The organism is Sphingobacterium sp. UBA5670 (assembly GCF_002420705.1).
Taxonomy (GTDB): Bacteria; Bacteroidota; Bacteroidia; order Sphingobacteriales; family Sphingobacteriaceae; genus Sphingobacterium.
In genome coordinates, this window is record NZ_DIIM01000013.1 from 13,702 (window position 1) to 36,201 (window position 22,500).

The 22,500-nt window shown below is 39.8% G+C and carries 21 protein-coding genes; 12 read left to right on the forward strand and 9 right to left on the reverse strand.

Annotation, left to right across the window (positions count from 1 at the left end; all coding sequences use genetic code 11):
• Nucleotides 1–38: 38 nt before the first annotated feature.
• Together ispG and B3C94_RS10855 are read right to left on the reverse strand one after the other, a co-directional pair.
• Nucleotides 39–2,045, reverse strand: coding sequence for a (E)-4-hydroxy-3-methylbut-2-enyl-diphosphate synthase (gene ispG / locus B3C94_RS10850; protein ID WP_293903353.1), 2,007 nt, complete (start codon nt 2,043–2,045; stop codon nt 39–41).
• Nucleotides 2,046–2,090: 45 nt separating this feature from the next.
• Complete coding sequence (locus B3C94_RS10855; protein ID WP_293903356.1) at nt 2,091–3,038, reverse strand: LiaI-LiaF-like domain-containing protein; 948 nt, start codon at nt 3,036–3,038, stop codon at nt 2,091–2,093.
• 246 nt (nt 3,039–3,284) lie between these two features.
• On the opposite strand from B3C94_RS10855, the gene B3C94_RS10860 reads away from it, so the two are divergent.
• From B3C94_RS10860 to B3C94_RS10870, 3 genes are all read left to right on the forward strand, one after another.
• Nucleotides 3,285–4,019 (forward strand): MlaE family ABC transporter permease, encoded by a 735-nt coding sequence (locus B3C94_RS10860; RefSeq protein WP_293903359.1) that lies wholly within the window; start codon nt 3,285–3,287, stop codon nt 4,017–4,019.
• Between the two features lie 9 nt (nt 4,020–4,028).
• Nucleotides 4,029–4,787, forward strand: coding sequence for an ABC transporter ATP-binding protein (locus B3C94_RS10865; protein WP_293903362.1), 759 nt, complete (start codon nt 4,029–4,031; stop codon nt 4,785–4,787).
• Between the two features lie 106 nt (nt 4,788–4,893).
• Nucleotides 4,894–5,799: a class I SAM-dependent methyltransferase gene (locus B3C94_RS10870; protein ID WP_293903365.1), complete on the forward strand. Its 906-nt coding sequence runs from the start codon at nt 4,894–4,896 to the stop codon at nt 5,797–5,799.
• 58 nt (nt 5,800–5,857) lie between these two features.
• Here the strand turns inward: B3C94_RS10870 and B3C94_RS10875 are convergent, their stop codons facing one another.
• The 3 genes from B3C94_RS10875 to B3C94_RS10885 form a co-directional block, all read right to left on the reverse strand.
• Nucleotides 5,858–7,645, reverse strand: coding sequence for a hypothetical protein (locus B3C94_RS10875; protein WP_293903368.1), 1,788 nt, complete (start codon nt 7,643–7,645; stop codon nt 5,858–5,860).
• Between the two features lie 83 nt (nt 7,646–7,728).
• Nucleotides 7,729–8,571, reverse strand: a complete 843-nt coding sequence (purU, locus tag B3C94_RS10880) for a formyltetrahydrofolate deformylase (RefSeq protein WP_293903371.1) — start codon at nt 8,569–8,571, stop codon at nt 7,729–7,731.
• A 36-nt stretch (nt 8,572–8,607) separates the two neighbouring features.
• Nucleotides 8,608–10,461, reverse strand: a complete 1,854-nt coding sequence (locus tag B3C94_RS10885; protein ID WP_145327946.1) for a DNA topoisomerase IV subunit B — start codon at nt 10,459–10,461, stop codon at nt 8,608–8,610.
• Nucleotides 10,462–10,628: 167 nt separating this feature from the next.
• Between B3C94_RS10885 and B3C94_RS10890 the strand changes: the two genes are divergently transcribed.
• Both B3C94_RS10890 and B3C94_RS10895 read left to right on the forward strand, forming a co-directional pair.
• Nucleotides 10,629–11,783 carry an SPFH domain-containing protein gene (locus tag B3C94_RS10890; protein WP_293903377.1) on the forward strand — a complete coding sequence of 385 codons (1,155 nt, stop codon included), beginning with the start codon at nt 10,629–10,631 and terminating at the stop codon, nt 11,781–11,783.
• Nucleotides 11,784–11,806: 23 nt separating this feature from the next.
• The gene (locus B3C94_RS10895; RefSeq protein WP_293903380.1) at nt 11,807–12,916 is read left to right on the forward strand and encodes a zinc finger domain-containing protein; all 1,110 of its coding nucleotides are present in this window, start codon (nt 11,807–11,809) and stop codon (nt 12,914–12,916) included.
• Between the two features lie 153 nt (nt 12,917–13,069).
• Here B3C94_RS10895 and B3C94_RS10900 read toward each other — a convergent pair whose 3' ends face one another.
• From B3C94_RS10900 to B3C94_RS10915, 4 genes are all read right to left on the reverse strand, one after another.
• On the reverse strand, nt 13,070–14,062 hold the full coding sequence (locus B3C94_RS10900) for a hypothetical protein (RefSeq protein WP_293903383.1): 993 nt from the start codon (nt 14,060–14,062) through the stop codon (nt 13,070–13,072).
• Nucleotides 14,063–14,090: 28 nt separating this feature from the next.
• Nucleotides 14,091–15,200 (reverse strand): hypothetical protein, encoded by a 1,110-nt coding sequence (locus B3C94_RS10905; RefSeq protein ID WP_293903386.1) that lies wholly within the window; start codon nt 15,198–15,200, stop codon nt 14,091–14,093.
• Between the two features lie 10 nt (nt 15,201–15,210).
• Nucleotides 15,211–15,957 (reverse strand): hypothetical protein, encoded by a 747-nt coding sequence (locus tag B3C94_RS10910; RefSeq protein ID WP_293903389.1) that lies wholly within the window; start codon nt 15,955–15,957, stop codon nt 15,211–15,213.
• 229 nt (nt 15,958–16,186) lie between these two features.
• Entirely contained in the window at nt 16,187–16,684 is a 498-nt protein-coding gene (locus tag B3C94_RS10915) for a phosphoheptose isomerase (RefSeq protein WP_293903392.1), read from the reverse strand.
• Nucleotides 16,685–16,879: 195 nt separating this feature from the next.
• Between B3C94_RS10915 and B3C94_RS10920 the strand changes: the two genes are divergently transcribed.
• The 7 genes from B3C94_RS10920 (at nt 16,880) to atpH (ending at nt 22,481) form a co-directional block, all read left to right on the forward strand.
• Complete coding sequence (locus B3C94_RS10920; RefSeq protein WP_293903395.1) at nt 16,880–19,105, forward strand: helix-turn-helix domain-containing protein; 2,226 nt, start codon at nt 16,880–16,882, stop codon at nt 19,103–19,105.
• Nucleotides 19,106–19,188: 83 nt separating this feature from the next.
• Nucleotides 19,189–19,404, forward strand: a complete 216-nt coding sequence (locus B3C94_RS23535; RefSeq protein WP_414712662.1) for an AtpZ/AtpI family protein — start codon at nt 19,189–19,191, stop codon at nt 19,402–19,404.
• The gene (locus tag B3C94_RS10925) at nt 19,401–19,787 is read left to right on the forward strand and encodes a hypothetical protein (protein ID WP_293903398.1); all 387 of its coding nucleotides are present in this window, start codon (nt 19,401–19,403) and stop codon (nt 19,785–19,787) included. Before B3C94_RS23535 ends, B3C94_RS10925 begins: the two co-directional genes overlap by 4 nt.
• Nucleotides 19,788–19,892: 105 nt before the next feature.
• Nucleotides 19,893–21,089, forward strand: coding sequence for a F0F1 ATP synthase subunit A (gene atpB, locus B3C94_RS10930; protein ID WP_293903401.1), 1,197 nt, complete (start codon nt 19,893–19,895; stop codon nt 21,087–21,089).
• Between the two features lie 34 nt (nt 21,090–21,123).
• Nucleotides 21,124–21,312: an ATP synthase F0 subunit C gene (gene atpE, locus B3C94_RS10935; protein ID WP_021188666.1), complete on the forward strand. Its 189-nt coding sequence runs from the start codon at nt 21,124–21,126 to the stop codon at nt 21,310–21,312.
• Between the two features lie 96 nt (nt 21,313–21,408).
• Entirely contained in the window at nt 21,409–21,909 is a 501-nt protein-coding gene (locus B3C94_RS10940; protein WP_046671966.1) for a F0F1 ATP synthase subunit B, read from the forward strand.
• Nucleotides 21,910–21,938: 29 nt separating this feature from the next.
• The gene (gene atpH / locus B3C94_RS10945; RefSeq protein ID WP_293903405.1) at nt 21,939–22,481 is read left to right on the forward strand and encodes an ATP synthase F1 subunit delta; all 543 of its coding nucleotides are present in this window, start codon (nt 21,939–21,941) and stop codon (nt 22,479–22,481) included.
• The last annotated feature ends 19 nt before the right edge of the window (nt 22,482–22,500 follow it).

Below are 22,500 nucleotides of genomic sequence, written 5' to 3' on the forward strand. Positions count from 1 at the left end.
CCCCTTTGCTATTTTATCTAAAGTCTCTTTGCCGAATTTTAATCTTGTTTTTCTTCGACCCACAGTCCATCATCTTTAATGATTTTGATCAATTCGTCCAAGGCATGTGCGGAACTTACATTTTTCTTAACGACCTGCTGACCTCTATATAAAGTAACTTTATCCGGTCCTGCGCCAACATAGCCATAGTCTGCGTCTGCCATTTCCCCGGGACCATTCACAATACAGCCCATGATACCAATTTTTAATCCTTTTAGATGGTTGGTGCGGCTTCGAATCATTTGTGTAGTCTCTTGGAGATCAAATAATGTTCTTCCACAGCTTGGACAGGAAATATATTCTGTTTTCGATATTCTGGATCGTGTTGCCTGTAAAATTCCGAAGGAAAGTGAAGCTATATTTTCTAAGGGGGTCGCCGGAGAGTCTAGCCAGATTCCCGAACCTAAACCATCAATCAATAGTGCGCCTAGATCTGTCGAAGCGTAAAGCTGTATTTTTGAAATAGGCTCTTCCGGATTCATAAATTCACCAAGAGGTCCCGAAAAATCTTCTTTTTGATAGGAACGTTTAATGATGACTGGATTGTCGATACCTATCTCCTGCAGGTTTCGGAAAAACTGCCTTTGATCTGCCATACCGTGTAGGTAGTTGGTTTCAAGGATAAATACGATTGTTTTGTCGAGCTGTAGGGATTCAAATACCGAAGAAGTTAAATCTGAATTACAGATCCTGACCATATTCAGGACCTTATCCTTGTGGTCGGCCTTCACAAATTCTTCCAGCGTAAAGAGTGGATGAATATTGGTTTTATCAGAAAGCTTAGACCAAGTACTGTAGTTGTAGACTTGCTTCAGGTTTGCTGGCATCGTAAAGGAAGGCAAGCTGTCCGCAAGATAAACAAAGTCCACGGATTGCTCACCCATGTGATATTTATCTAATAGTATATCGTAGCGATAACCTACTTTCGCAAGAATCTGGGCGTCTTTTAAATTTTCTTTGGAAATATCCACTACAATTCTAGGGACCAACGAGCCACCGATAAAGGTGTTTACTTCCTGACTGATATAGGGAGTGAGCGCTGTTTCTGGAGATAGTTGAATGATATCTTCTTTCGATCGGCTTTCTAAGTCTTTCTTTCTTTTAGTATAACGATTGACGAGTGCTATAGCGACTGGGGCTTCGCGTTCAGGTTCCTCGGTTAAAGATACCCGCACGGTATCTCCAAGTCCATCTTCCAATAGTGTTCCGATACCAACAGCAGATTTGACACGTCCGTCTTCACCGTCTCCCGCCTCTGTTACACCAAGATGTAATGGATAGTTCATGTTTTCAGAAACCATTTTTTCAACCAAAAGACGATAGGCTTTGACCATGACCTGAGGGTTGGATGATTTCATAGAAATACAGAGGTTGTAGAAATTCAGGTCTTCGCACATGCGGATAAATTCCATGGCAGATTCGACCATTCCTTCGGGGGTATCTCCGTAATGGCTCATGATCCTGTCGGATAGTGAACCATGGTTGGTGCCGATTCGCATGGCGGTACCGTTTTCCTTACAGATATTTACAAGTGGCGTAAATTTTTGGTATATGCGTTCTAACTCAAGTTGATATGCTTCGTCAGTGTAGGATAACTGATCGAATTTCTTCTTGTCTGCATAATTGCCGGGATTGACCCTTACTTTCTCGACAATGCGCGCGGCTACCTCTGCCGCATTTGGTGTAAAATGAATATCCGCAACTAAAGGTACTTTATATCCTCTTCTACGAAGTTCATTTTTTATGTTTGCTAAATTTTGCGCTTCTTTTATACTTGGAGCGGTAATACGAACGTATTCACAACCCGCTTCAACCATTCGAATGGTCTGTTCAACTGACCCAATCGTATCCATTGTATCTACAGTAGTCATACTTTGAATACGAATGGGATTATCGCCACCCATGGGAATATCACCAATTTGAATTTCCCTTGTTTTCCATCTCGAATAATCTACCTTAGAATTACAATAGATTCCAGGTAATGTCAACATCTTACTTGTGTCCATATCTAACACAAAGTTAGTTTTTCTTGACTAAAAATCAGGTGTTAATTAATATCTTCTGATTTTTATTGATGCGATTCCACCATTGATGTCGAAATCGAATTTTTGCGCTGCAGAATCATAATTTGTAGATTTTACTTCGCCTTCGCTTTTCAGGAAATCACCTTCATAATCTGTCGATGACAATGCATTGTCACTTGTAATGCGACAAGCTGCATTTTTGGGAATTAAAATTTCGATAGAGGAAGCTCCTGCGTCCATAGAAATTTTAGTCATGGCTTGCGGCTGGCCTAATTTTAGTTTTAAACTTGTCGCGCCTGCATCAATATCCAACGTTTCGATTTTGTAAGGTGAGAGATCCAAATTCGCGTCGATAGCACCGACGTCGAAATTTAAATTCCAGCGTATATTTGGATTCAAAGCGATGTAAGTGTTGTTATTTTTGCTGTTAAAATCCTTGTTTTTGAATTTCCCTTTCAGGTTGATATCTACCTTGTCCGCCGACTCATCGTGCACGGTAACGCCCAATAGGTATTCCTTAGAGGTGTTAAAGGCCGTGAAGATTTCTGATGTCGTGCTGCTGTCATTTCGTAATGAGGTGGCTCCTAAATCCAGGTTTAAAGTCGCGCTATGGATTTTATCGTTTAGCGGTACCGTGAGTTTTTCTGTTGAATAGTTTGTTTTGTCATTGGGGTCGTCAATATTGATATTGACTCCTTTGTTTTTTAAGAGCTGTGTTAGCAGTGGTTCCTTTGGTGTCGACAATCCTATGTACGTAAGAAAACCTAAAATCACTACGGTAGAACCGATGGCGACGAACTGACCGATCTGCTGATCTTTCGGAACCAGCATACGTATTCCAGCAAGGACAATAAATAAAGGCCAGTATCTAAAAATACCTACCCAGTTAAATGAGATTGTATTGAGCTGTGATAATAATAAGACAACTCCTATAAAGAGAATGGTGATACCAGTTGTTATTCTTCGTGTATTCATAACTAATTCCGTTTGTTAATATATCCCAAAAGTAAGTCGCTTTGGTAGATACCGTATGAATGTTTAGGCTATTATACATAAAAAATCGGTAAATGTGACTAATTGGTCGGTAAGTAATTTCGTTTTTCGTTTACTTTTTGGCTTTTCGCTTGTTTATATATTTAACGGAATTAATTACCTTTAATGGATAGATTGGGATAATTACAGTCTATATTTGGCATAATTCATTGAAATTAAATAGATAATATGATCTTTCATCACATTGGTGCATATCTCATACTCCTGAAATCAGTTTTTAAAAGACCGGAGAAAGGTCGGATTTATTGGAAAGAAACCGTATTGGCAATGACTGATATTGGTATAGGCTCTCTGGGGCTTATTGTTATTATTTCCACATTTATTGGAGCGGTTATGACTATGCAAATTGCCTTTCAAATGGTTTCGGACTTGATTCCAAATTCTATTATAGGTTCGATCAATAGGGATTCGAATATTTTGGAATTGGGGCCGACGATTTCGGGATTGGTATTGATGGGGAAAATTGGTTCATCCATATCTTCTCAGATCGGTTCCATGCGTGTTACAGAGCAGATTGATGCATTGGAGATTATGGGGATCAATGCTCCCGGTTATTTGATATTGCCTAAAATATTAGCGGGCATTACCATGATTCCGATGTTGGTAATTATTGCCATCGTGTGCGCCTTAGTGGGCGGTTTGTTAGGTGGATCCCTTTCGGGCGCTGTGACACAGGCAGATTATATTTTAGGAATTCAAGATGGCTTCAACGGCTTCACTGTGACCGTTGCCCTTGTTAAAGCTGTCGTGTTTGGGTTTATTATTACCTCGATATCAGCTTATAAAGGGTATAATGTGAAGGGCGGAGCGTTGGAAGTTGGGCAAGCTAGTACGGAAGCAGTTGTCGTTGGCTGTATAACCATTCTTGCTGCGGACTATGTGATAACGGCATTAATGCTTTAAAAAGATTTTATGATTCAAATCGAAGATATTAACAAGTCATTTGGTGACAACCATGTTCTGAAGGGTATCAGTGCAAATTTCGAACCCGGAAAGGTGAGTCTGATTATTGGAGGGTCGGGTTCGGGAAAGAGTACCTTGTTGAAGTGTGTCGTGGGTTTACATCAGCCGGAGAAAGGTAAAGTAATTTTCGATGGAAAAGATTTCACACGGATGAATTTTGAAGAGCGTGTTCCTATTCGAAAAGAAATAGGTATGCTTTTTCAAAATTCAGCGCTGTTTGATTCGATGACGGTTGAACAAAATATCATGTTTTCGTTGGACATGTTTACGGATATGTCCAAGGCGGAGAAATTAGACCGGGCAAATCATTGTCTGGAACAGGTCAATCTGGAGGGAAGAAATAAATTGTTCCCTGCGGAGCTTTCGGGAGGGATGAAGAAGCGGGTTGGAATTGCACGTGCAATTAGTATGAACCCTAAATATCTTTTTTGTGATGAACCCAATTCGGGATTGGATCCGGAAACTTCCATTGTTATTGACGAATTGGTTCTGAAAATTACACAAGAATTGAAATGCACGACAGTTGTGGTTACCCATGACATGAACTCTGTGATGGGGATCGGCGAGTATATCTTGTTTCTTTATAAGGGAGAGAAATTCTGGGAAGGCTCCAATAAGGATATGATGCGCTCGGATGTAGAAGAATTAAACAATTTTGTTTTTGCGAGTCCACTGATGAAAAGTGCCAAAGCTTCTATGGGGGAATAAGGGCTGTAAACCCTGTTTTAGTGTGCTTAATTTCTATGTCTGATCTATGTTAGGATCATGCAAATTTCTTTTATATTGAAATTTAGCTTAGTTTTGTCGGAAAATTTTGATTTTGGCAGCAACAAATATACAACTATTGACCCCGCAGCATTGGAAAGACTATGAACTCATTGACTGTGGAGATTTTGAAAAACTGGAACGTTTTGGTGATCTGATCCTTATCCGTCCAGAGCCTCAGGCAGTATGGCCTAAAGCACTAGGCGATGCGGAATGGAACAAACGTTATCATATCAAATTCAAGGGGCGTTCGGCTACTTCTGGAGAGTGGTTGAAGAAAAATCCAAAGATCCAAGACCGTTGGCATATTCAATATAAAAATGATGATGTAGCCATCAAATTTCGACTGGGGTTAACTTCTTTTAAGCATGTTGGGATATTTCCTGAGCAAGCCGTGAATTGGGACTATATTTCCGAATCGGTTCGTTCATTTAAAACGGAGAAACCAAAGGTTTTAAATCTTTTTGCTTACACTGGCGGAGCGTCCTTAATTGCGAAAGCTGCAGGTGCGGATACGACTCACGTTGATTCCATTAAACAGGTGGTTACCTGGGCGAATGAAAATATGGAAATTTCCAATTTGGATAATATTCGCTGGGTTGTTGAAGATGCGTTGAAATTTGTGAAGCGTGAGCTGAAAAGAGGTAATACGTATAATGGGATTATTTTGGATCCTCCGGCCTATGGTCATGGGCCGAAGGGCGAGAAATGGAAATTAGAAGATCATATTATGGAGATGATGACTGAGGTTGTTCAGCTCTTGGATCCTAAAGAACACTTCTTGATTTTGAATACCTATTCATTAGGCTTTTCCTCTGTTATTGTTGAGAATTTAATTAAGACCGCTTTTCCAAAAGTGGAAAACTTAGAAATAGGCGAACTGTTTTTACAGGCAACTGCAGGTCCAAAGCTTCCGCTTGGGGTATTTGGTAAATTCCGTAAAACAGCCAAGTAAAACTTGTCGAAAGATTTTAACAATGCGGGGCGCTTATTCAAGTGTCCCGCATTTGTTTTTATCGGGGTTGGATATGGATGTCGTTTAGACGTAGTGATGCAAGTTCAAGCTGCTTAGGTATCGCGGCTGCGATATTTTGGGGAATATGTGCTAAGTGTTGTGTAAGCTTGTCATAGTAAGAGATCCCTGTCTGCAACTGTGCCTTGAATTTAGCGACATATTTTATCTTTTTATCATTAATCATATTTTGATTGTCCGCTACATATTTTTGAATATAATCGATATAAAGATTGAGTTCATTGATAAGAACAAATGGCCTGTTTTCATTTTCAAAAACTGAAATGCGGCCATAAATATGGTCGATCATTTCCCGTAATGAATATTGTTTTTTAAACCAAACTAAGTTTGGCCCCGGGCAAATGGCGACGGCAGTCTGTTCCCTGGTCTTTTGGATATTATACTTGAGGTAGGCTGGTGCGGCGAGGCCTTCGCATAAGCAGGTTTTTTCTGTAATGGCGTCAAAGGCTTTATCGTATTCAGCTGCGGGCAGATTTTGGCGCTGTAGCTCCTGGATCTTTTGATGCTGATACACGCGTGAGGCGGTACAGATCGGTTTATCGCTAAACTCTGTATTCGAAATAAGGTACTCTTTTTTACAGGGGCTTCCGGGGCGTCCTTTTTTTATCCGTTCTAATCGCAGCAGCTCAGCACTACTTTGTCTGAAATTATTGAAGGGGATTCCTAGGGGGGAGGATCCGCTGCAATAAAAGTCGTCTTTTTCGGCCATTTCAAGTGCCTTCAATGTATCTCGATCTACCGTAGTAGCTTCTGGGACCAGCAGAAATGGTGATCCCCAGCCGACAGCATCAAAGCCATAATAGTCCATGAGAAACTGATGTTCGGAGGCGGTACCTACACCACCTTGAACTGTATACTTAATGGAAGGAGCTTGCATTAGATAGATCTTTTGCAATGCCCAATATTCCTTGTATAATTCGAAAAGCTCTACCTTAAAACTTTCCTTTTTCTCTTTAAATTCTTCTAGAATAGGACCCATCAAAAATCCGTCCGTTGCAAAGGCATGGCCACCACAATTCAAACCAGATTCTACCCTGAACTCGGATACCCAAACGCCTCGTTTAGCGAGATATTTTGCCTGAATCAGAGCTGATCGGAAATCACTTACTTTTAAAGCGATTTTTTTGTCAAATACACCTTCACTATTGGGAAAGAAAGCCGGTAATTCAGCGAGGTAAGCGTATAAATGAGGATTCATTCCTGCTGAAAGTATAAGGGAGGAATGCAAGTTGGAATTTGCGAAACCCCGCAAGGCTGCTAAAGCATCAGAATGCTGCTGTTCCAATACCTTACCGTCCTTGTAATTCATTTTGTCGACCTTGGACATGATATTGACATCGATGTCTCCTGGTTTCAGGTAATTGATCAATAGATCTTGAAGTTCCGTTTTAATGGCGAGATTGGTCTCAACCTCCATCGCATGATAGATCGGTTTTGAAGGGTGAGAATCCGGTAGAAGCTGAAAATATTTGGTTACTTCTGAGCTTTCGGTAAAGGGTTGTTGCTTTAGGGCTGTTATTTGCCTATTAACGACAAATTGTACAAGATTGAGATAGGCTGTAATTCTTTTTGCCCGGTAATCTTCTTCAGTTTTAGCTATCGGATGATAGGGGATTTGATATTGTCCGCAGTAATAGTGGCGCATGCGCTCTATGAGTTCATCGTCAACGATAGACATTACGGAGGAAATTCCGTATTGTGCGACTTTGACTGCAGAGTCTATAGAGAAAGCCAGACCTAGTACGGGGATATGAAAAGTATGCGTCATTCTTAAATATTTCTTTTACGAAATAATTGAGAATAACGCGAAAAAAAAGTAATGGTTGTTTTGCTTGGAGATGATTGTAATCACTATTCAAAAACGATTGTCTTGTAATCGTTGCGCATGACCCTATCTTCACTAAGTAAACGTATTGCCCTGCTCAAAACAGCTTTTTCTATTTCCTTTCCTGCAGTTACCATATCTTTTACGGTGTAGGTATGATTGACATGCCGTATATCCTGGACGATGATTGGCCCCTCATCGAGCTGGTCCGTAACAAAATGGGCTGTAGCACCAATAATTTTAACACCGCGGGCATGGGCCTGTTTATATGGATTGGCACCAATAAATGCGGGTAGAAATGAATGGTGGATGTTGACCAGCTTATTTTCAAAGATACTGACAAATTCGGGTGATAAGATCCGCATGAACTTTGCCAATATGATAAAATCAAAGTTATACTGTTTGATTTGTGCGATCAGCTGTTTTTCAAATATTTCCTTGGTCAGGTTTTCATGTGAAATACAATGGAATGGAATATCAAATTTTTCAGTAAACGAACGTAGTGACTCATAATTTCCAATGACTGCCTGCACTTCGGCACCCCAGGTTTCGAAATGTTGGCGTACCAAGATGTCGGCAAGACAATGATGCTCTTTAGTGACGAGAACAACGATTTTCTTTCGGTTATTGGGGTTGATCTGTATTTGAGCGGATGGCGGAAGTACTTCGGTCAAGGAATCGGAAAGTTGTTTTTGTTCAGCTACGAGGCCGTTGCAGACAACACGCACGAAGAATTTATTGGCTTCTTCATCCACATATTCGCGCATGGTGACGATATTAAGCTGATATTTTGCCAGCGTATTTGATATGTTGGCGACCAATCCAACGGCATCTTGACATTGGATCAGAATTAAGGTTTGGTTGTGCATTAAGTGGTTGTAGGTTGTAAAAAAAAGCGGGTTATTTTAACCCGCTTTTTTTGTTAGTTCTTCTTCTAGGTCAACTTCAACACGCAGATTTTCGACAATATGCTTTTGCCGGTCTGGTGTGTTTTTGCCCATGTAATATTCTAATAACTGTTGAATTTTATTGTCTTTGGACAAGATAACCGGGTCAAGACGGATATCTTTTCCGATAAATAATCCAAATTCGGAAGGTGATATTTCACCCAAACCTTTGAATCGGGTGATTTCAGGTTTGGCTCCCAACTTTGCAATGGCTTTTTGTCTTTCTTCATCCGAGTAACAATAGATCGTTTCCTTTTTGTTACGGACACGGAAAAGTGGTGTCTGTAAGATAGAAACATGTCCTGCTTTGACTAGATCAGGGAAAAACTGCAAGAAAAATGTCAATAACAGCAGACGGATGTGCATACCATCGACATCGGCATCGGTAGCGATTACGATATTGTTGTAGCGCAATCCATCCAGACCATCCTCAATATTAAGGGCATGCTGCAAGAGATTGAATTCTTCATTTTCATAAACGATCTTTTTGGACATGCCGTAAGAATTTAACGGTTTTCCTTTGAGACTGAATACGGCCTGGGTCTGTACATCGCGCGATTTGGTAATGGAACCGGACGCAGAGTCCCCCTCTGTGATAAACAAGGTCGTTTCTTGATTGCGCTCATTTTTATCGCTGAAATGCACTTTGCAGTCCCGTAGTTTACGGTTGTGTAAAGAGGCTTTCTTTGCTCTCTCGTTCGCCAGTTTTTTGATGCCGGCTATATCTTTACGTTCACGTTCAGATTGTAGAATACGTTTTTGAAGTGCGTCCGCCGTAGCCGGATTTTTATGTAAGTAATCGTCCAATGCTTTTTTGACAAAGTCATTGATAAATCCTCTTACCGTAGGGCCCTCCGGGCCTACACTTTGAGATCCTAGTTTTGTTTTGGTCTGCGATTCAAAAACAGGTTCTTGCACTTTGATAGCGATAGCACCGATGATTGATGACCGAATATCCGATGCGTCAAATTCTTTTTTGTAGAACTCGCGGATTGTTTTGACTAGTGCTTCACGGAAGGCTGCCTGGTGTGTTCCACCCTGTGTAGTATGCTGACCATTGACAAAAGAATAATATTCTTCTCCATATTGCTGGCCGTGAGTCATCGCAATTTCAATATCATCCCCCCGTAAGTGGATAATTGGATAGCGCATGGATTCGGCATCAATATTCCGTTCCAATAGATCTTTTAGTCCGTGCTCAGAAATAAACTTTTGCCCATTAAAGTTGATCGTCAGACCTGAGTTTAGAAAAACATAGTTCCAGATCATATTTTCTACAAATTCGGGACGGTATTTGTAATTTCTGAAAATAGAATCGTCAGGATAGAATGTTACAGATGTACCATTTCGCTGCGTTGTGTCTTTTTGTTCATCATTGACTAATTCCCCTTTAGAGAATTGGGCAATGCGTGTTATATTTTGACGGTATGACTGGACGGTGAACTGGCTGGACAAAGCATTCACAGCTTTGGTACCGACGCCATTTAAACCGACGGACTTTTGGAAGGCCTTACTATCATATTTACCACCCGTATTGATTTTAGAAACAACATCAACCACAGAACCAATTGGGATTCCACGGCCATAATCGCGTACCGAAACTTTATTTTCGTTTACGGTGATATCAATCGTTTTACCGGCGCCCATAACAAACTCATCAATCGAGTTGTCAACGACTTCCTTCAGTAAAACATAGATCCCATCATCATAGGCCGAACCGTCCCCCAATTTTCCAATGTACATTCCCGGACGGAGGCGGATATGCTCTTTCCAATCCAGGGACCTAATGCTGTCTTCGTTATATGTACTCATAAATTTTTGTAGAACTTAGCTAACAAAAGTAAAAAAAATAAACTACGATAAGTAGTTTAAAAGGCTAAATTTTTTAGATATCGGTAGTTTGTGAGCTAATGGAGAAAATTGTTGGTTTGCGTGGAAATGTTTACATTTAGTGTAAGTAATTGTAAAGAGAATAATTTATGGGATTATTTGATAAAATCAGGAATGAGTTTGTCGATATTATCGAATGGGTCGATAATAGCACAGATACGATTGTGTGGAAGTTTCCGCGGTATCAGAATGAAATTAAAATGGGGGCGCAATTGACCGTACGGGAAGGGCAAGCGGCGGTTTTCTTGAATGAAGGTGTGGTTGCAGATGTATTTCAGCCTGGGCGCTACGAACTCACAACGCAGAATATGCCCATCATGACAACGATCAGAGGTTGGAAATATGGATTCAATAGCCCATTCAAAGCTGATGTCTATTTTGTCAACCTGCGGCAATTTGTCAACCAGAAATGGGGGACTAAAAATCCAATCATGCTACGGGATCCTGAATTTGGACCAATCCGGCTTCGGGCTTTTGGGAACTTTTCCTTTCAGGTGAAAGATGTTCCCGTTTTTATGAAACAGCTTGTTGCAACAACTCCTGTGTTTACCGTTGAAGATATTACAGAACAGCTTCGGAACATTGCTGTGTCGCGAGGGATGGATGCTATTGCAGAGTCTAAGATTCCAGCGTTAGATCTTGCCTCAAATTATGATGAAGTTTCGGCTTTGATACAGCAAAAAATCGGCGTTGATTTTGAGGAGATGGGTTTGAGCTTAACGAAATTCTTAATCGAAAATATTTCATTTCCCGAGGAGGTGGAGAAAGCACTTGATAAACGGAGCAGTATGGGAGTAGTCGGTAATCTGGGAGCGTATGCGCAATTCCAAGCAGCGAATTCCATGGAAAAGGCTGCTGAAAACCCAAATAGCGGGGGGATTGTCGGAGCGGGGTTCGGTGCTGGCCTTGGTGCTGGGATGGTCGGCCAAATGGGGAACGTGTTTCAGCAAAATAGCTTTGATGGAAATAATCCTACTGGTAAGGGATCTGCTGCTGCGGCATCTTCTGCAGGGCCTGTTGGACCGCCTCCATTGCCCAAAACGGTAGCTTACTACCTGGCCATTAAAGGTAAACAGGAAGGGCCATTTGATCCGGAACAGCTGCGTGGTCTGATAAAAGAGGGGACGATGACACTTGCTACCCTAGTCTGGAAAGAGGGGCTTGAAAACTGGATTGAGGCTGAAAAGGTAAGCGAATTAAAGGATCTGTTTTCGCAGAACCCGCCACCGATACCAGGAGTTTAGGGTAAAATGCAGGACCGAGTTTTATGAGTTTTGAAGAAAAAACCTCCGAAATAGAGCAGGGGTTAAAATGTCAGGGTTGTGGTGCTATTTTGACTTATCAGCCCGGTACTTCCTATTTAGAATGTTCCTATTGTGGAACCAGAAATGAAATAGCTGATCAGCTACCGGAAAATGGGCATATTGAATCTACAGATTATAAAGTCTTTGGACAAGCAATGGAAGGAGTCGCCGATGAGCGCTATAGCTATCTGGCAGAAGTTGTGCATTGTAGTAACTGTGGGGCAAACTCGCGTTTGAATCCTCATGTTACCGCAGATTTATGTGCTTTTTGTGCTTCACCGTTGGTCATTGAACATCAGCAAAAGCGTATTGTGAAGCCACATGGTCTTGTTCCCTTTTCCGTTGATTACAAAAATGCTTTTGGGCTATTAACACAATGGGCCGGCAAAGTATGGTTTGCTCCGAATGACTTTAAGCGAATTTTTAATTCAAGAAATGATCGCTTAAAAGGAGTTTATGTGCCTTTTTGGTCCTATGACGCAGATGTACACTCCGATTATGTAGGATCACGTGGAGAGTATTATTATGTGACGCGTACTAGACGTAATTCAGACGGCGAGACGGAAGAATACGAGGAAAGGCGCACAAATTGGTATCCGGCATCCGGAAGTATCTACAGTCAATTTAGAGATATTGTCATTTCGGGCTCGACATCTCTTCCTGAAAAGTTCTCTGATAAAATTGGTCCTTGGAACCTAGGCTATCTAAAGCCTTTCAATGAACAATACCTAAGTGGATTTATTGCAGAAACTTTTAGTGTGGATTATGTGAAAGCTGCAGGATCAGCTCGGGTAATTATGGATCAGGAAATCGAGCGGCAGGTGGAGAATGATATAGGTGGGGACACTCAGGACATTGATTCTATTGATAGTGATTTTAAATCCATAAAATTGAAATATATCCTCTTACCGGTATGGTTGTCTGCATATCAATACAAGGGAAAAAGTTATCAGATTATGGTCAATGCATTTAACGGTAAAGTGTATGGACAAAGACCCTATAGCTTTTGGAAAATCGCTTTTTTGGTCTTGGCAGTCATTGTTGCTTTGTACATTTTGAGTTTTATGCTGTAATCTTAAGAAAATTAAAAAGTCTGGAAAATTGACCAAACCGTTTAGAAATACCATATCTGATAAAGTACTGTGAGGAAGGGCGTATAAAATTGTATAAAAAAGAGACTATCCAAAAAGCTTGGATAGTCCCTTTTTTATACAAAATAGTAAGAACTATTTGTTTAATGAAAGTAGGAAACCAATTGTGAAATTAGCATCCCAATCAAACACGAAGGTGTCGCAGTTGGTTGCATCTTTAATTGCTTTATAGATGTTGACACCACTTTTTGTTTTTATTTTATCTGCTTTATAGGATGTCGGATCATTTAGGACCGTAAAACGTTCTTCACCTTGACGAGTCTGGGAAGCCAATTCGAATGGAACCCCACCTATAATAAAACAAACTTCTCTTTTATTTGCTGGAATCTTCTCACCTAATTTCTTTACTTCGGCGTAGACAGCATCGTCTTTAAGGTCTTTCTCATAATACTTTGCACCCGGTGCTTCCACTGATTTGGTGTCACCGTCAATCCACGAGATTTTAGTATTACCAGAGCCAATATCAACGACAAAAGAATTGTCTTCATAAGCTTTTGGAAGTACAGATTTTAACGCCAGTTTTCCTTCTTGCTCGGCAGTAACTAAATTGACCACAAATCCCATTTTTCTTAGTTCAGCACTGATAACACCAGTTTTGGGCTCTTTTTGGGCGCCGGAGCTAATGACGAAATGTATGTTTTTGGATTTGACGCCTTTATCCAGCATCATGCCGATATAATCTTTTAATCCTTTGCGGATGTCTTCCGTATTTGCCAGTCCTTCATAGGCAAAAGACTTTCCAAAATCTTTGGAAATGATCTCCCAACGGTTTTCTTTGTCCATATTGACAACAAAGGAATTGAAACCAGAAGCGCCAACTTCAACGACGCCTTTGTACTCACCATCAACCGGTTTTTCGGGTTGATAGTTGAATGAACGTGTGCTTTCCGAGCCCGATGCGGGAGTTGCAGCGGCATTGTGGTGACTGGTCGAATCTGTTTGTACAGTGGGGTTAGCATCAAATTTGCCAGATTGCATGGCCCAGTAACCGATTGCCAGAATAGGTAAGGCGATAATAATTGCTTTGATAGGCCATCTTAATCTTGCCCATGTTGATTTTTCTTCCATAATGTTGAAGTAATATGATTTTTGTTAGTTAATCAAGTAATGTAAATCCTTTGTCCACTTTTTCTTCAGGTTTGAGTTCATAGCTTGCATCGGCCATTTGCGTAACGTTTAATACATTGAGATTACGCTCATCAACTTTGCGGATAAACTCTTCCAACTCACCCTGTGTAGGCGTTCCTCCAACAGTAATGTTGTTGTTTTGATCTAAGAAATCCAAATTGGATCGGATGGAAGCAATATTCTGACTAATGGCACCAGTTGCGGCATTCATGGCCTCCTGGAATGCCCAGCCATCTTTGATGTTGAACACATCGGCCAGCCCGTCGGTCGCATTTTTCATTTTTTGAGTTGCTTCCAGCTTCTTGGAAATAATAGAAATGCTGCTATCCAAGGTGCTTACATAAATGCGAGCGGCACTTTCATTGTCCTTCAGAACTTCCAATACTTTTGCAAACTGATTGGCATATTGGACATAGCTGCGTGCATTTTGCTCTTCTGATTCGCCTTCTTTTCCCAATAGAAAGGCTTTGGTACGGGTTTCCTTTGCATCTCTCGCATAAGCGTTAGCTTTCTCTGCGTTATTTTTGCTCGCTTCTTCTTTTGATTTTTCGTCTAGATTTGCGGCTTCTGCTGTAAAACGTTTGGCATAAGTATATTTTTCTTCCGCCGTCTTTTGTGCAGTTTCACCACTTTGAATCATATCGATACGGACTCCATCAACATTGCTGATTTTTTCCTTCACACGTTTAAGGGTGTCTTTGGCATCTCTTGAAAGCAATTGTAAAGTTTCTATGGGGTTATTTCTAATGATGGATTTTTCGCCTTTAAAAAGTAAGACAGTGCCAAGTCTATGCAACAGCGCAATGATTTTAGGAGCCAGCAGTAATAAGGTAATTAGGATGATGCTGAATACGACAAAAAGTATGCTTTTTCCGGCATACTCCAACATGACCGGTAAGTATTTGAAAAAAGCAAATGCTCCCCCAATTAAAAGTGCCCAAAAGAAAATTGTGGAGATCGTCTTCTTCGCTTCTGGTGATTTTAGCTGCGCAGGTAAATGATCGCCCAATACTTGAAATATCGGAAGTTGCGTCTTTATCTCAGCGGGAATATTAACATACTGATCTTTTCTTTCCATTGATTTATTTTTATGTTATTGATTGATTAATCATGCGTAATGCATTGTTGATTTCGGAGACCACTTCGTCAACAGCCGCATTACCGATGTTTATTTTTTGTTCGATGTCTTTAATTTTGGGTTCGTACTTTTCATTAATCTGTCCCAGTGCGAGTTGTTTTTTCTGTAGATCAGCTTGCAATCTGGCGATATTCTCTGTGATTGTTTTGATCTCATTGTTCAGATTTGCAATCTCTATGGTTCGGTCCTGTTCAGTCTTTTTCTTTTCAGCCTGTTTTTGTTCCGATTCTTTGGCAATGGTTTCTTTCAGTTTATTAGCATAATTTGTGCCAGTTGCGATCAGTTTATCTTTGGATAACGAACTGTCCACAAATTTCAGTGAGGTATAGGCCGCCTTTAATGTATTTTCCTCTACTTTTCCCATTGCTGCTGCGGCGTTCCAAACTTCAAAAAAATCCACACCTTGTTCGTTGAGTTTTTCAAGAATGGCATAGACCTTTATTTTCATTTCTTTGAGATCGGTGGTGCCATCATTGGCTGTGATAGGGATTGGAGGAGGTGTTTTTCCAGTTGTAGCCGATTCCGCGGGCGATGAATAGGCCGGCGGAATAGTAGGTTTTTCAGGAACAGCGGTAGGAGCAGGAACCGGCGGTGTGTGTACCGATGGAGCTTGCTGGGGCTGATCATCCTCAAAAATTAACTTCTTCAGACTGTTTAATATACTGGATCCTCTTTTGGTGTCGTCGTTGCTCATCATGTCATAGTTGATTATATCTCTACTAAAATAATAAAAATTAAGTTTCTCTTCTAACGGATTGTGTTGTGGTAACCAACGGTAAGCTTAGCGAGGAGGTCAACTGGAATAAAAGTGATAAAATAGTTGGTTGCTTAGGATGAATTGATGGGGCTGGTGTTTCTAATGGGGTATAAAAAACAAAGATTCCCAATTGTTGATCGGGAATCTTCGTTGTAGCAGTAATAGCTTACTATCTACCAAAATCGTCTTGCACGCGAACAATATCATCTTCATCAGAAGGGTTGTTTGCATCTGTGTGTTGCCAGATTTCGGCCAAAATACCGAAACCATCCAATCCAATTAAGCGGTGACGTTGTCCTTGACGTAATCTAATTGTTTCTCCTTCTTTCAATGTAGAAACAACAGACTCTTCATCAGTGTCAGAAACCATCACACCTACGTTACCTTGGATAACACGCCAGATTTCTGCACGGCGGTGGTGATATTGCCATGAAAGTCTCTTTTCAGGAGCAACAATTAAAATTTTTGGACTTAATTTTCCTGAGATTCTTAGTTCCTGTACATCCATTCCACCGAAATATTCATTGGCGAATTCTTGTGCCTGGGATTCATCAATCACGAAGAATCCTCCCCAAGGACGTGCTGCATCTGATTTATCAATACGAAAACCTTTGGATGTCAGCATCTCCTGTACTTTTTCAAACAATGCGATTTTATCTATAGCCATGTTAAAAATTCTAAAAATTTGTTATTCGTTAATTCAGCAGCTAAATATAAAAAAAATACATTAATATTTTAAGTTAACCGTTTTAGCTTTATAAAAATACGTTATAAAAGGCATCGCTTAGCTATCCCTAACTGGGATTTTGGCAAGAAGTTAAAAAGGAAATCGCTAATTTTGTGGTCAATCTAATTTTAGGATATGTCAAACTTTCAAGTCGATCGGGAAAATACTGCATTTATGCAGGCTGTTGCTTTCGTTAACCAAACGAACCAAAACTTATTTATTACGGGTAAGGCTGGTACGGGAAAAACGACGTTCTTGAAATATATCCGTGAACATAGCTATAAAAAAATGGCTATTACGGCACCTACAGGCGTTGCGGCGATGAATGCGGGTGGAACGACTTTACATTCTCTATTTTGGCTTCCTTTTGGAACCTTTATTGAAGATTATGAATTGCGTTGGGACGAACAGGATAGCCATATTTACAATAAATCACGTCTATTCAGTACCATTAAACTGACCAAACAACGTAGGGCTATTTTGCAGGAACTTGAATTATTGGTGATCGACGAGGTGTCGATGGTTCGGGCCGATACGTTGGACGCAATTAATGTTATACTACAGTCAGTTCGTCGTGATATGCGCCCTTTTGGCGGGTTACAGGTGTTATTTATTGGTGATTTATACCAGTTGCCACCCGTAGTCAAGGATGCCGAGTGGAATGTTTTACGGGATCATTATTCTTCTGTTTTCTTTTTCAATGCCAAAATTTTGAGAGATAATCCTGTGGTGATGTTGGAGCTTAATAAAATTTATCGCCAACAAGATGAGGGTTTTATTTCCATTCTGAATGCCATACGAAACAATCAATGTACAAGTGATATGCTCAAGACCTTAAATGGTTATTATCAACAGGACTTTGTTCCAAATGAAGAAGAGCAATATATCACATTGACCTCCCACAATCGAAATGCAGATGAGATAAACGGCGCTAAGTTGGCTTCGTTGTCAGGTAAGATGTTAAACCTTAAAGCAGTTGTAAAGGACGACTTTGCACAGGGGTCCTATCCTGCAGAGGAGACATTGTCATTGAAAATAGGGGCGCAAGTCATGTTTATTCGGAACGATTCGGGAGATGAACGCAAGTATTACAATGGTAAGATCGGTACGGTAAAGGACATAGATACCGTACATGGCACAGTAACGGTGACATTCCCTGATGGATCGGAGTCTGTAACCGTCAAAAGGGAGACTTGGGAAAATATTCGTTATAATTACGATAAGGGGCAAGACCAGATCAAGGAGGAGATATTGGGTACATTTTCGCAATTTCCACTTCGCTTGGCTTGGGCGATCACTATTCATAAAAGTCAGGGCTTGACCTTTCAGAAAGCAATTATTGATGCGGGAACCTCTTTTGCCGCTGGACAGGTGTATGTTGCATTGAGCCGATTGACGAGTTTGGATGGACTTGTCTTAAAATCTATTATTCCTTCCTATGCTATCCGTACAGATTACCAGGTAGTCGAATTTGCGCAGCGTGCTCAGGGGCAGGCTAATGTCAATGAGATTCTGGAACAATGCCAGCGGAATTATCTTGGTCAGATTTTAATGCACGGTTTTCGCTGGGATGGATTGCTGGCAGAGACTTCAGAGTTATTGAAATCACTTGAAGAGCGTAATATTGACGGTAAGGAACAGGCGGTGTTATTTTTTCAACAATTAGTAAAGCACCTCCAGACACAGGAGAAAGTTGCGCATAAATTTATTGTTGTGTTATATGAGCTGCTGCGAGATAAAGATGCAATTGATTATGATATCATCTGTGAACGTTCCACTGCTGCGGTCAATTGGTTTTTACCGAAAATGGATATCGATCTGATTGAGGCTTTAACCAAACATATTGAAGAGTACCAGATACGAAAACGTACAAAGAAATACATTGACGAGTTAAAAGCATTATTGCTTGATTACAAGCGAAAACGCGAGCAATTGCAGCATTGTCTGCTTATTGCGGAAACGCTTTCAAGAAGGGAAGATTTTCAAACGGCGATGCTTGACGTTGCGGCCAGTGTGAAGACCAAAGAAAAAGATGAATTAGCTGCGCAAAGTGCGGACGAGGAAGGTCCTAAAAAGTTGGATACAAAAGAAATTTCCTTGGAAATGTTTAAGGAAGGGATGAGTATTGTTGATATAGCAGGTAAGCGCGGGATGGTTGCAGGTACGATTTACGGACATTTGATTAATTTTGTTGGTACAGAAGTGGAAGCGACAGAGTTGATCGAGCAGGAGAAGTTGGATCGTATTCTTGGTGTGATACGTGCAAACCCGGATAAGTCCTCATCCGAACTTAAGATGCTTTTGGGGGCGGATATTGACTATCCGGATATTAAAATTGGACAAAAAGTTTTGGGATTGTAGGCAATAAAAATTTATAGCGTATATTTGTAACAAATATTGTGATATAGTTTGTTGAAAGCCCATTGATAACCTTAAGATTGCTTATGGAAGACAAGAAAGATCCTAACAAGTGGCTTGTGTTGACAACTATTTCTACCCAGATGGTTTTTACCATTTACATATTTTATTTATTGGGAGATTGGTTGGATGGGAAGTTACATGCTGATAACCAATTATGGATGAAAGTCTGCACCCTCGTGGGGATTGGGATTTCTCTGTACCAAGTCATTAGGCAAGTGAATCGATTAAACGATAGATGATAGTATATATAAAGCAGGTTCTTATTTTATTTTTTGTTGCGGTATTGATTTTTGCCGTTCATTTCTTTTTGTTAAAATCTTTTGCTGGAATACAACAGTTAGATAATCTGGGCTTTCCGCTATACGAGATTTATATTTTTCAATTGATTTTATCCATCATCATCATGGTGGGAATAAGCTATTGTTCGCAGCAATTTCCGCAATATGTCGGTTTTGTTTTTTTAGGATTATTGACGTTAAAGTTTGTCCTAAATTATTTATTTATCCATAATGGGCTGGCAAAACCGCAGGCTGATATTTTAAAATATAACTATTTGATCGTTGTCGTTTTATTCCTTTTTTACGATGTTGTATTTGCTTATAAGGCTTTAAACAAATCCTAAGGGAGAAAACGATAGTTTTTTCAAAAAAATGTAATATTAAAGTAGCTTTTGTGCTTTATATGTAGTATTTTCGCAAAAAATTTTAAATAACATAATAGTAGTATCGTGAGTCTTAAAAGAACACTTCAATTTTTAGCAGTTATTCTGTTTGCAGTTGCGCCATTTTTAACAAAGGCGAATGAGGATGCACACGGAGAAAAATCGCAGGCTGAGGAAATCAATAGCCATATTGAGCATCACTTACAAGATGATTATTATTTTAGCTTCTTTTCGGATGAAGAGACAGGTAAACACTATGGTTTTTCATTGCCCGTCATTTTGATTGATAACGGCTTGAAAGTTTTTATGGCTTCGGCATTCGATCACGGCAATAAGGTTGCTGAGGTTGATGGTCAATATTATGCATTATACCACGGGAAAATTTATAAAACTGATGCTACAGGTAATTTGGCTGGTCATGAGTATCGTAAAAATGCTGATGGCAGTTATGTAATGACTGTAAATGAGGACGGAAAAGAAGAAAAGAAAGAATTTGAAACTTCTTATGTGATTGGTTCTCACGAAATTCATGAAGCAACAGATTTTCATCCATCTGTAGATATGCCGTTGGATTTTTCGATCACTAAAAGTGTTGTCGGTTTGTTTTTGGCAGCGTTTTTAATGTTCTGGGCATTTATCAGTTTGGCTAAAACGTATAAAAAAGGGGCTAACAATTTGCCTAAAGGTGTTGGTCGTGTATTGGAGCCTTTGGTTATTTATGTGCGTGACGAGATGGCTATTCCAAACATTGGTCATCGTTACAAGGAATTTATGCCTTATTTATTGTCTGTATTCTTTTTGATCTGGATTTTAAACTTGGTTGGTTTGACACCACTAGGGTTTAACGTCACAGGTAACATTACAGTAACTTTATGTTTGGCTCTTTTTACATTCTTAATTGTAAATATCAAAGCAAACGCAAACTATTGGAAACATATTTTTTGGATGCCAGGGGTTCCGGTTCCATTTAAATTTGTTTTAGCTCCGATTGAGGTATTGGGATTGTTTACAAAACCATTCTCTTTGATGGTACGTTTGTTTGCAAATATTACAGCTGGTCACACTGTCGTAATGGGACTGATTGCAATTGTTTATTTATTGCAACACCAACTGACAGTTGTGGGTAGTATAGGTGTTTCCATGTTCTTAACAATCTTCTTGATGGTTATTGAATTATTGGTAGCATTCTTACAAGCGTTTATTTTTACGATGTTGTCATCCCTGTTTATTGGCATGGCTGTTGAAGAGCATCACGATCATTAATCAGTAAATTTTTTAATTATTCAAATCATACATTATGTACAATTTAATTGGAGCCGGTTTAATCGTTATCGGTGCAGGTTTAGGTTTAGGTAAAATTGGTGGTTCTGCAATGGAAGCTATCGCTCGTCAACCAGAAGCAGCATCTAAAATCCAAACTGCAATGATTATCATTGGTGCCTTACTTGAAGGTTTAGCATTCGGTGCTTTATTATTAGGTAAATAGTCACAACGGTTTTATGGTATAACCTGCAACGGTTGGTTGCAGGTTATATTATTCCTGAATCTTAAAAAATAAGAATTATCATTATATAGTATAACAATGGATAAATTAATACATTCGTTTTCGTACGGTTTGTTTTTTTGGATGGTCATCGTCCTTGTGGTTATTATCTTTTTATTAGGTAAATTCGCATGGAAACCAATTGTTGATGCCCTAGACGAACGTGAAAAAGGTATTGCAAGTGCTTTAGAGGCTGCTGAAAAAGCTAAATTAGAAATGGCTCGTTTGACAAATGAGAACGAACAATTACTAAAGGAAGCTCGTGCTGAGCGCGATGTTATCCTTAAGGAAGCAAAAGAACTTAAAGATAAGATTGTAGCTGAGGCAAAAACTCAGGCTCAGGCTGAAGGTGCAAAATTGATTGCACAAGCAAAAATCGAGATCAACGAACAAAAGAACAAAGCTTTGGCTGAGGTTAAGTCTCAGGTTTCTTCTTTGTCTTTGGATATTGCTCGTAAAGTGTTAAACAAAGAATTTGAGGACCAAGGAAAGCAAGAAGCTTTAGTAGCAGATTTGCTTAATGACGTTAAATTGAACTAATCCGGTCACTCAAATTACGAAATAGAATTATGTCAGTATTTAAAGTAGCATCGAGATACGCTAAGTCATTAATCGACTTGGCAGGCGAGCAAGGCTCACTGGAAACAATCAAGACAGATATGGATTCATTCATCGCTGTTTTAAAATCCAGTACAGAATTGCAAGCAGTTTTTGCCAATCCTATTGTTCCTTTGGACAAGAAGAAAAACATATTGGATGCGCTATTTAAAGATAAGATCAATCCAAACATCTTGGCGTTCTTTAAGATCATGATCAATAAAGGTCGTGGCGAGATTGTATATGCCACTGCTCAAGAATTTATTCGTGAGTATAACGAGGTAAAAGGAATTGTGAAAGCTACAGTTACATCTGCAGCACCACTTTCTGAAGCTAATTTGGCAGCGATGAAAGATGTACTTGCGAAAGAAACCAACGCTCAAGTAATATTGATCAATAAAGTTGATCATAGTTTGATCGGTGGGTTTGTAGTCAATATTGGTGATCGCCAAATTGATGCAAGTATTGCTGGTAAGTTGAATAAATTGGAAAGATATTTGAATCAGAATAATTAGTTTGTTCTGATACTTGAAG

Bases quoted from the DNA above. Each gene is read 5' to 3' on its own strand.
- B3C94_RS10940 (WP_046671966.1), top strand. From the start codon at position 21,409: ATGGATAAATTAATACATTCGTTTTCGTACGGTTTGTTTTTTTGGATG.
- B3C94_RS10875 (WP_293903368.1), bottom strand. From the start codon at position 7,645: ATGACGCATACTTTTCATATCCCCGTACTAGGTCTGGCTTTCTCTATA.
- B3C94_RS10925 (WP_293903398.1), top strand. From the start codon at position 19,401: ATGATAGTATATATAAAGCAGGTTCTTATTTTATTTTTTGTTGCGGTA.
- B3C94_RS23535 (WP_414712662.1), top strand. From the start codon at position 19,189: ATGGAAGACAAGAAAGATCCTAACAAGTGGCTTGTGTTGACAACTATT.
- B3C94_RS10905 (WP_293903386.1), bottom strand. From the start codon at position 15,200: ATGGAAAGAAAAGATCAGTATGTTAATATTCCCGCTGAGATAAAGACG.
- atpE (WP_021188666.1), top strand. From the start codon at position 21,124: ATGTACAATTTAATTGGAGCCGGTTTAATCGTTATCGGTGCAGGTTTA.
- ispG (WP_293903353.1), bottom strand. From the start codon at position 2,045: ATGGACACAAGTAAGATGTTGACATTACCTGGAATCTATTGTAATTCT.
- B3C94_RS10915 (WP_293903392.1), bottom strand. From the start codon at position 16,684: ATGGCTATAGATAAAATCGCATTGTTTGAAAAAGTACAGGAGATGCTG.
- B3C94_RS10920 (WP_293903395.1), top strand. From the start codon at position 16,880: ATGTCAAACTTTCAAGTCGATCGGGAAAATACTGCATTTATGCAGGCT.
- B3C94_RS10890 (WP_293903377.1), top strand. From the start codon at position 10,629: ATGGGATTATTTGATAAAATCAGGAATGAGTTTGTCGATATTATCGAA.
- B3C94_RS10855 (WP_293903356.1), bottom strand. From the start codon at position 3,038: ATGAATACACGAAGAATAACAACTGGTATCACCATTCTCTTTATAGGA.
- B3C94_RS10865 (WP_293903362.1), top strand. From the start codon at position 4,029: ATGATTCAAATCGAAGATATTAACAAGTCATTTGGTGACAACCATGTT.
- B3C94_RS10860 (WP_293903359.1), top strand. From the start codon at position 3,285: ATGATCTTTCATCACATTGGTGCATATCTCATACTCCTGAAATCAGTT.
- B3C94_RS10900 (WP_293903383.1), bottom strand. From the start codon at position 14,062: ATGGAAGAAAAATCAACATGGGCAAGATTAAGATGGCCTATCAAAGCA.
- atpH (WP_293903405.1), top strand. From the start codon at position 21,939: ATGTCAGTATTTAAAGTAGCATCGAGATACGCTAAGTCATTAATCGAC.
- B3C94_RS10910 (WP_293903389.1), bottom strand. From the start codon at position 15,957: ATGATGAGCAACGACGACACCAAAAGAGGATCCAGTATATTAAACAGT.
- purU (WP_293903371.1), bottom strand. From the start codon at position 8,571: ATGCACAACCAAACCTTAATTCTGATCCAATGTCAAGATGCCGTTGGA.
- B3C94_RS10895 (WP_293903380.1), top strand. From the start codon at position 11,807: ATGAGTTTTGAAGAAAAAACCTCCGAAATAGAGCAGGGGTTAAAATGT.
- B3C94_RS10885 (WP_145327946.1), bottom strand. From the start codon at position 10,461: ATGAGTACATATAACGAAGACAGCATTAGGTCCCTGGATTGGAAAGAG.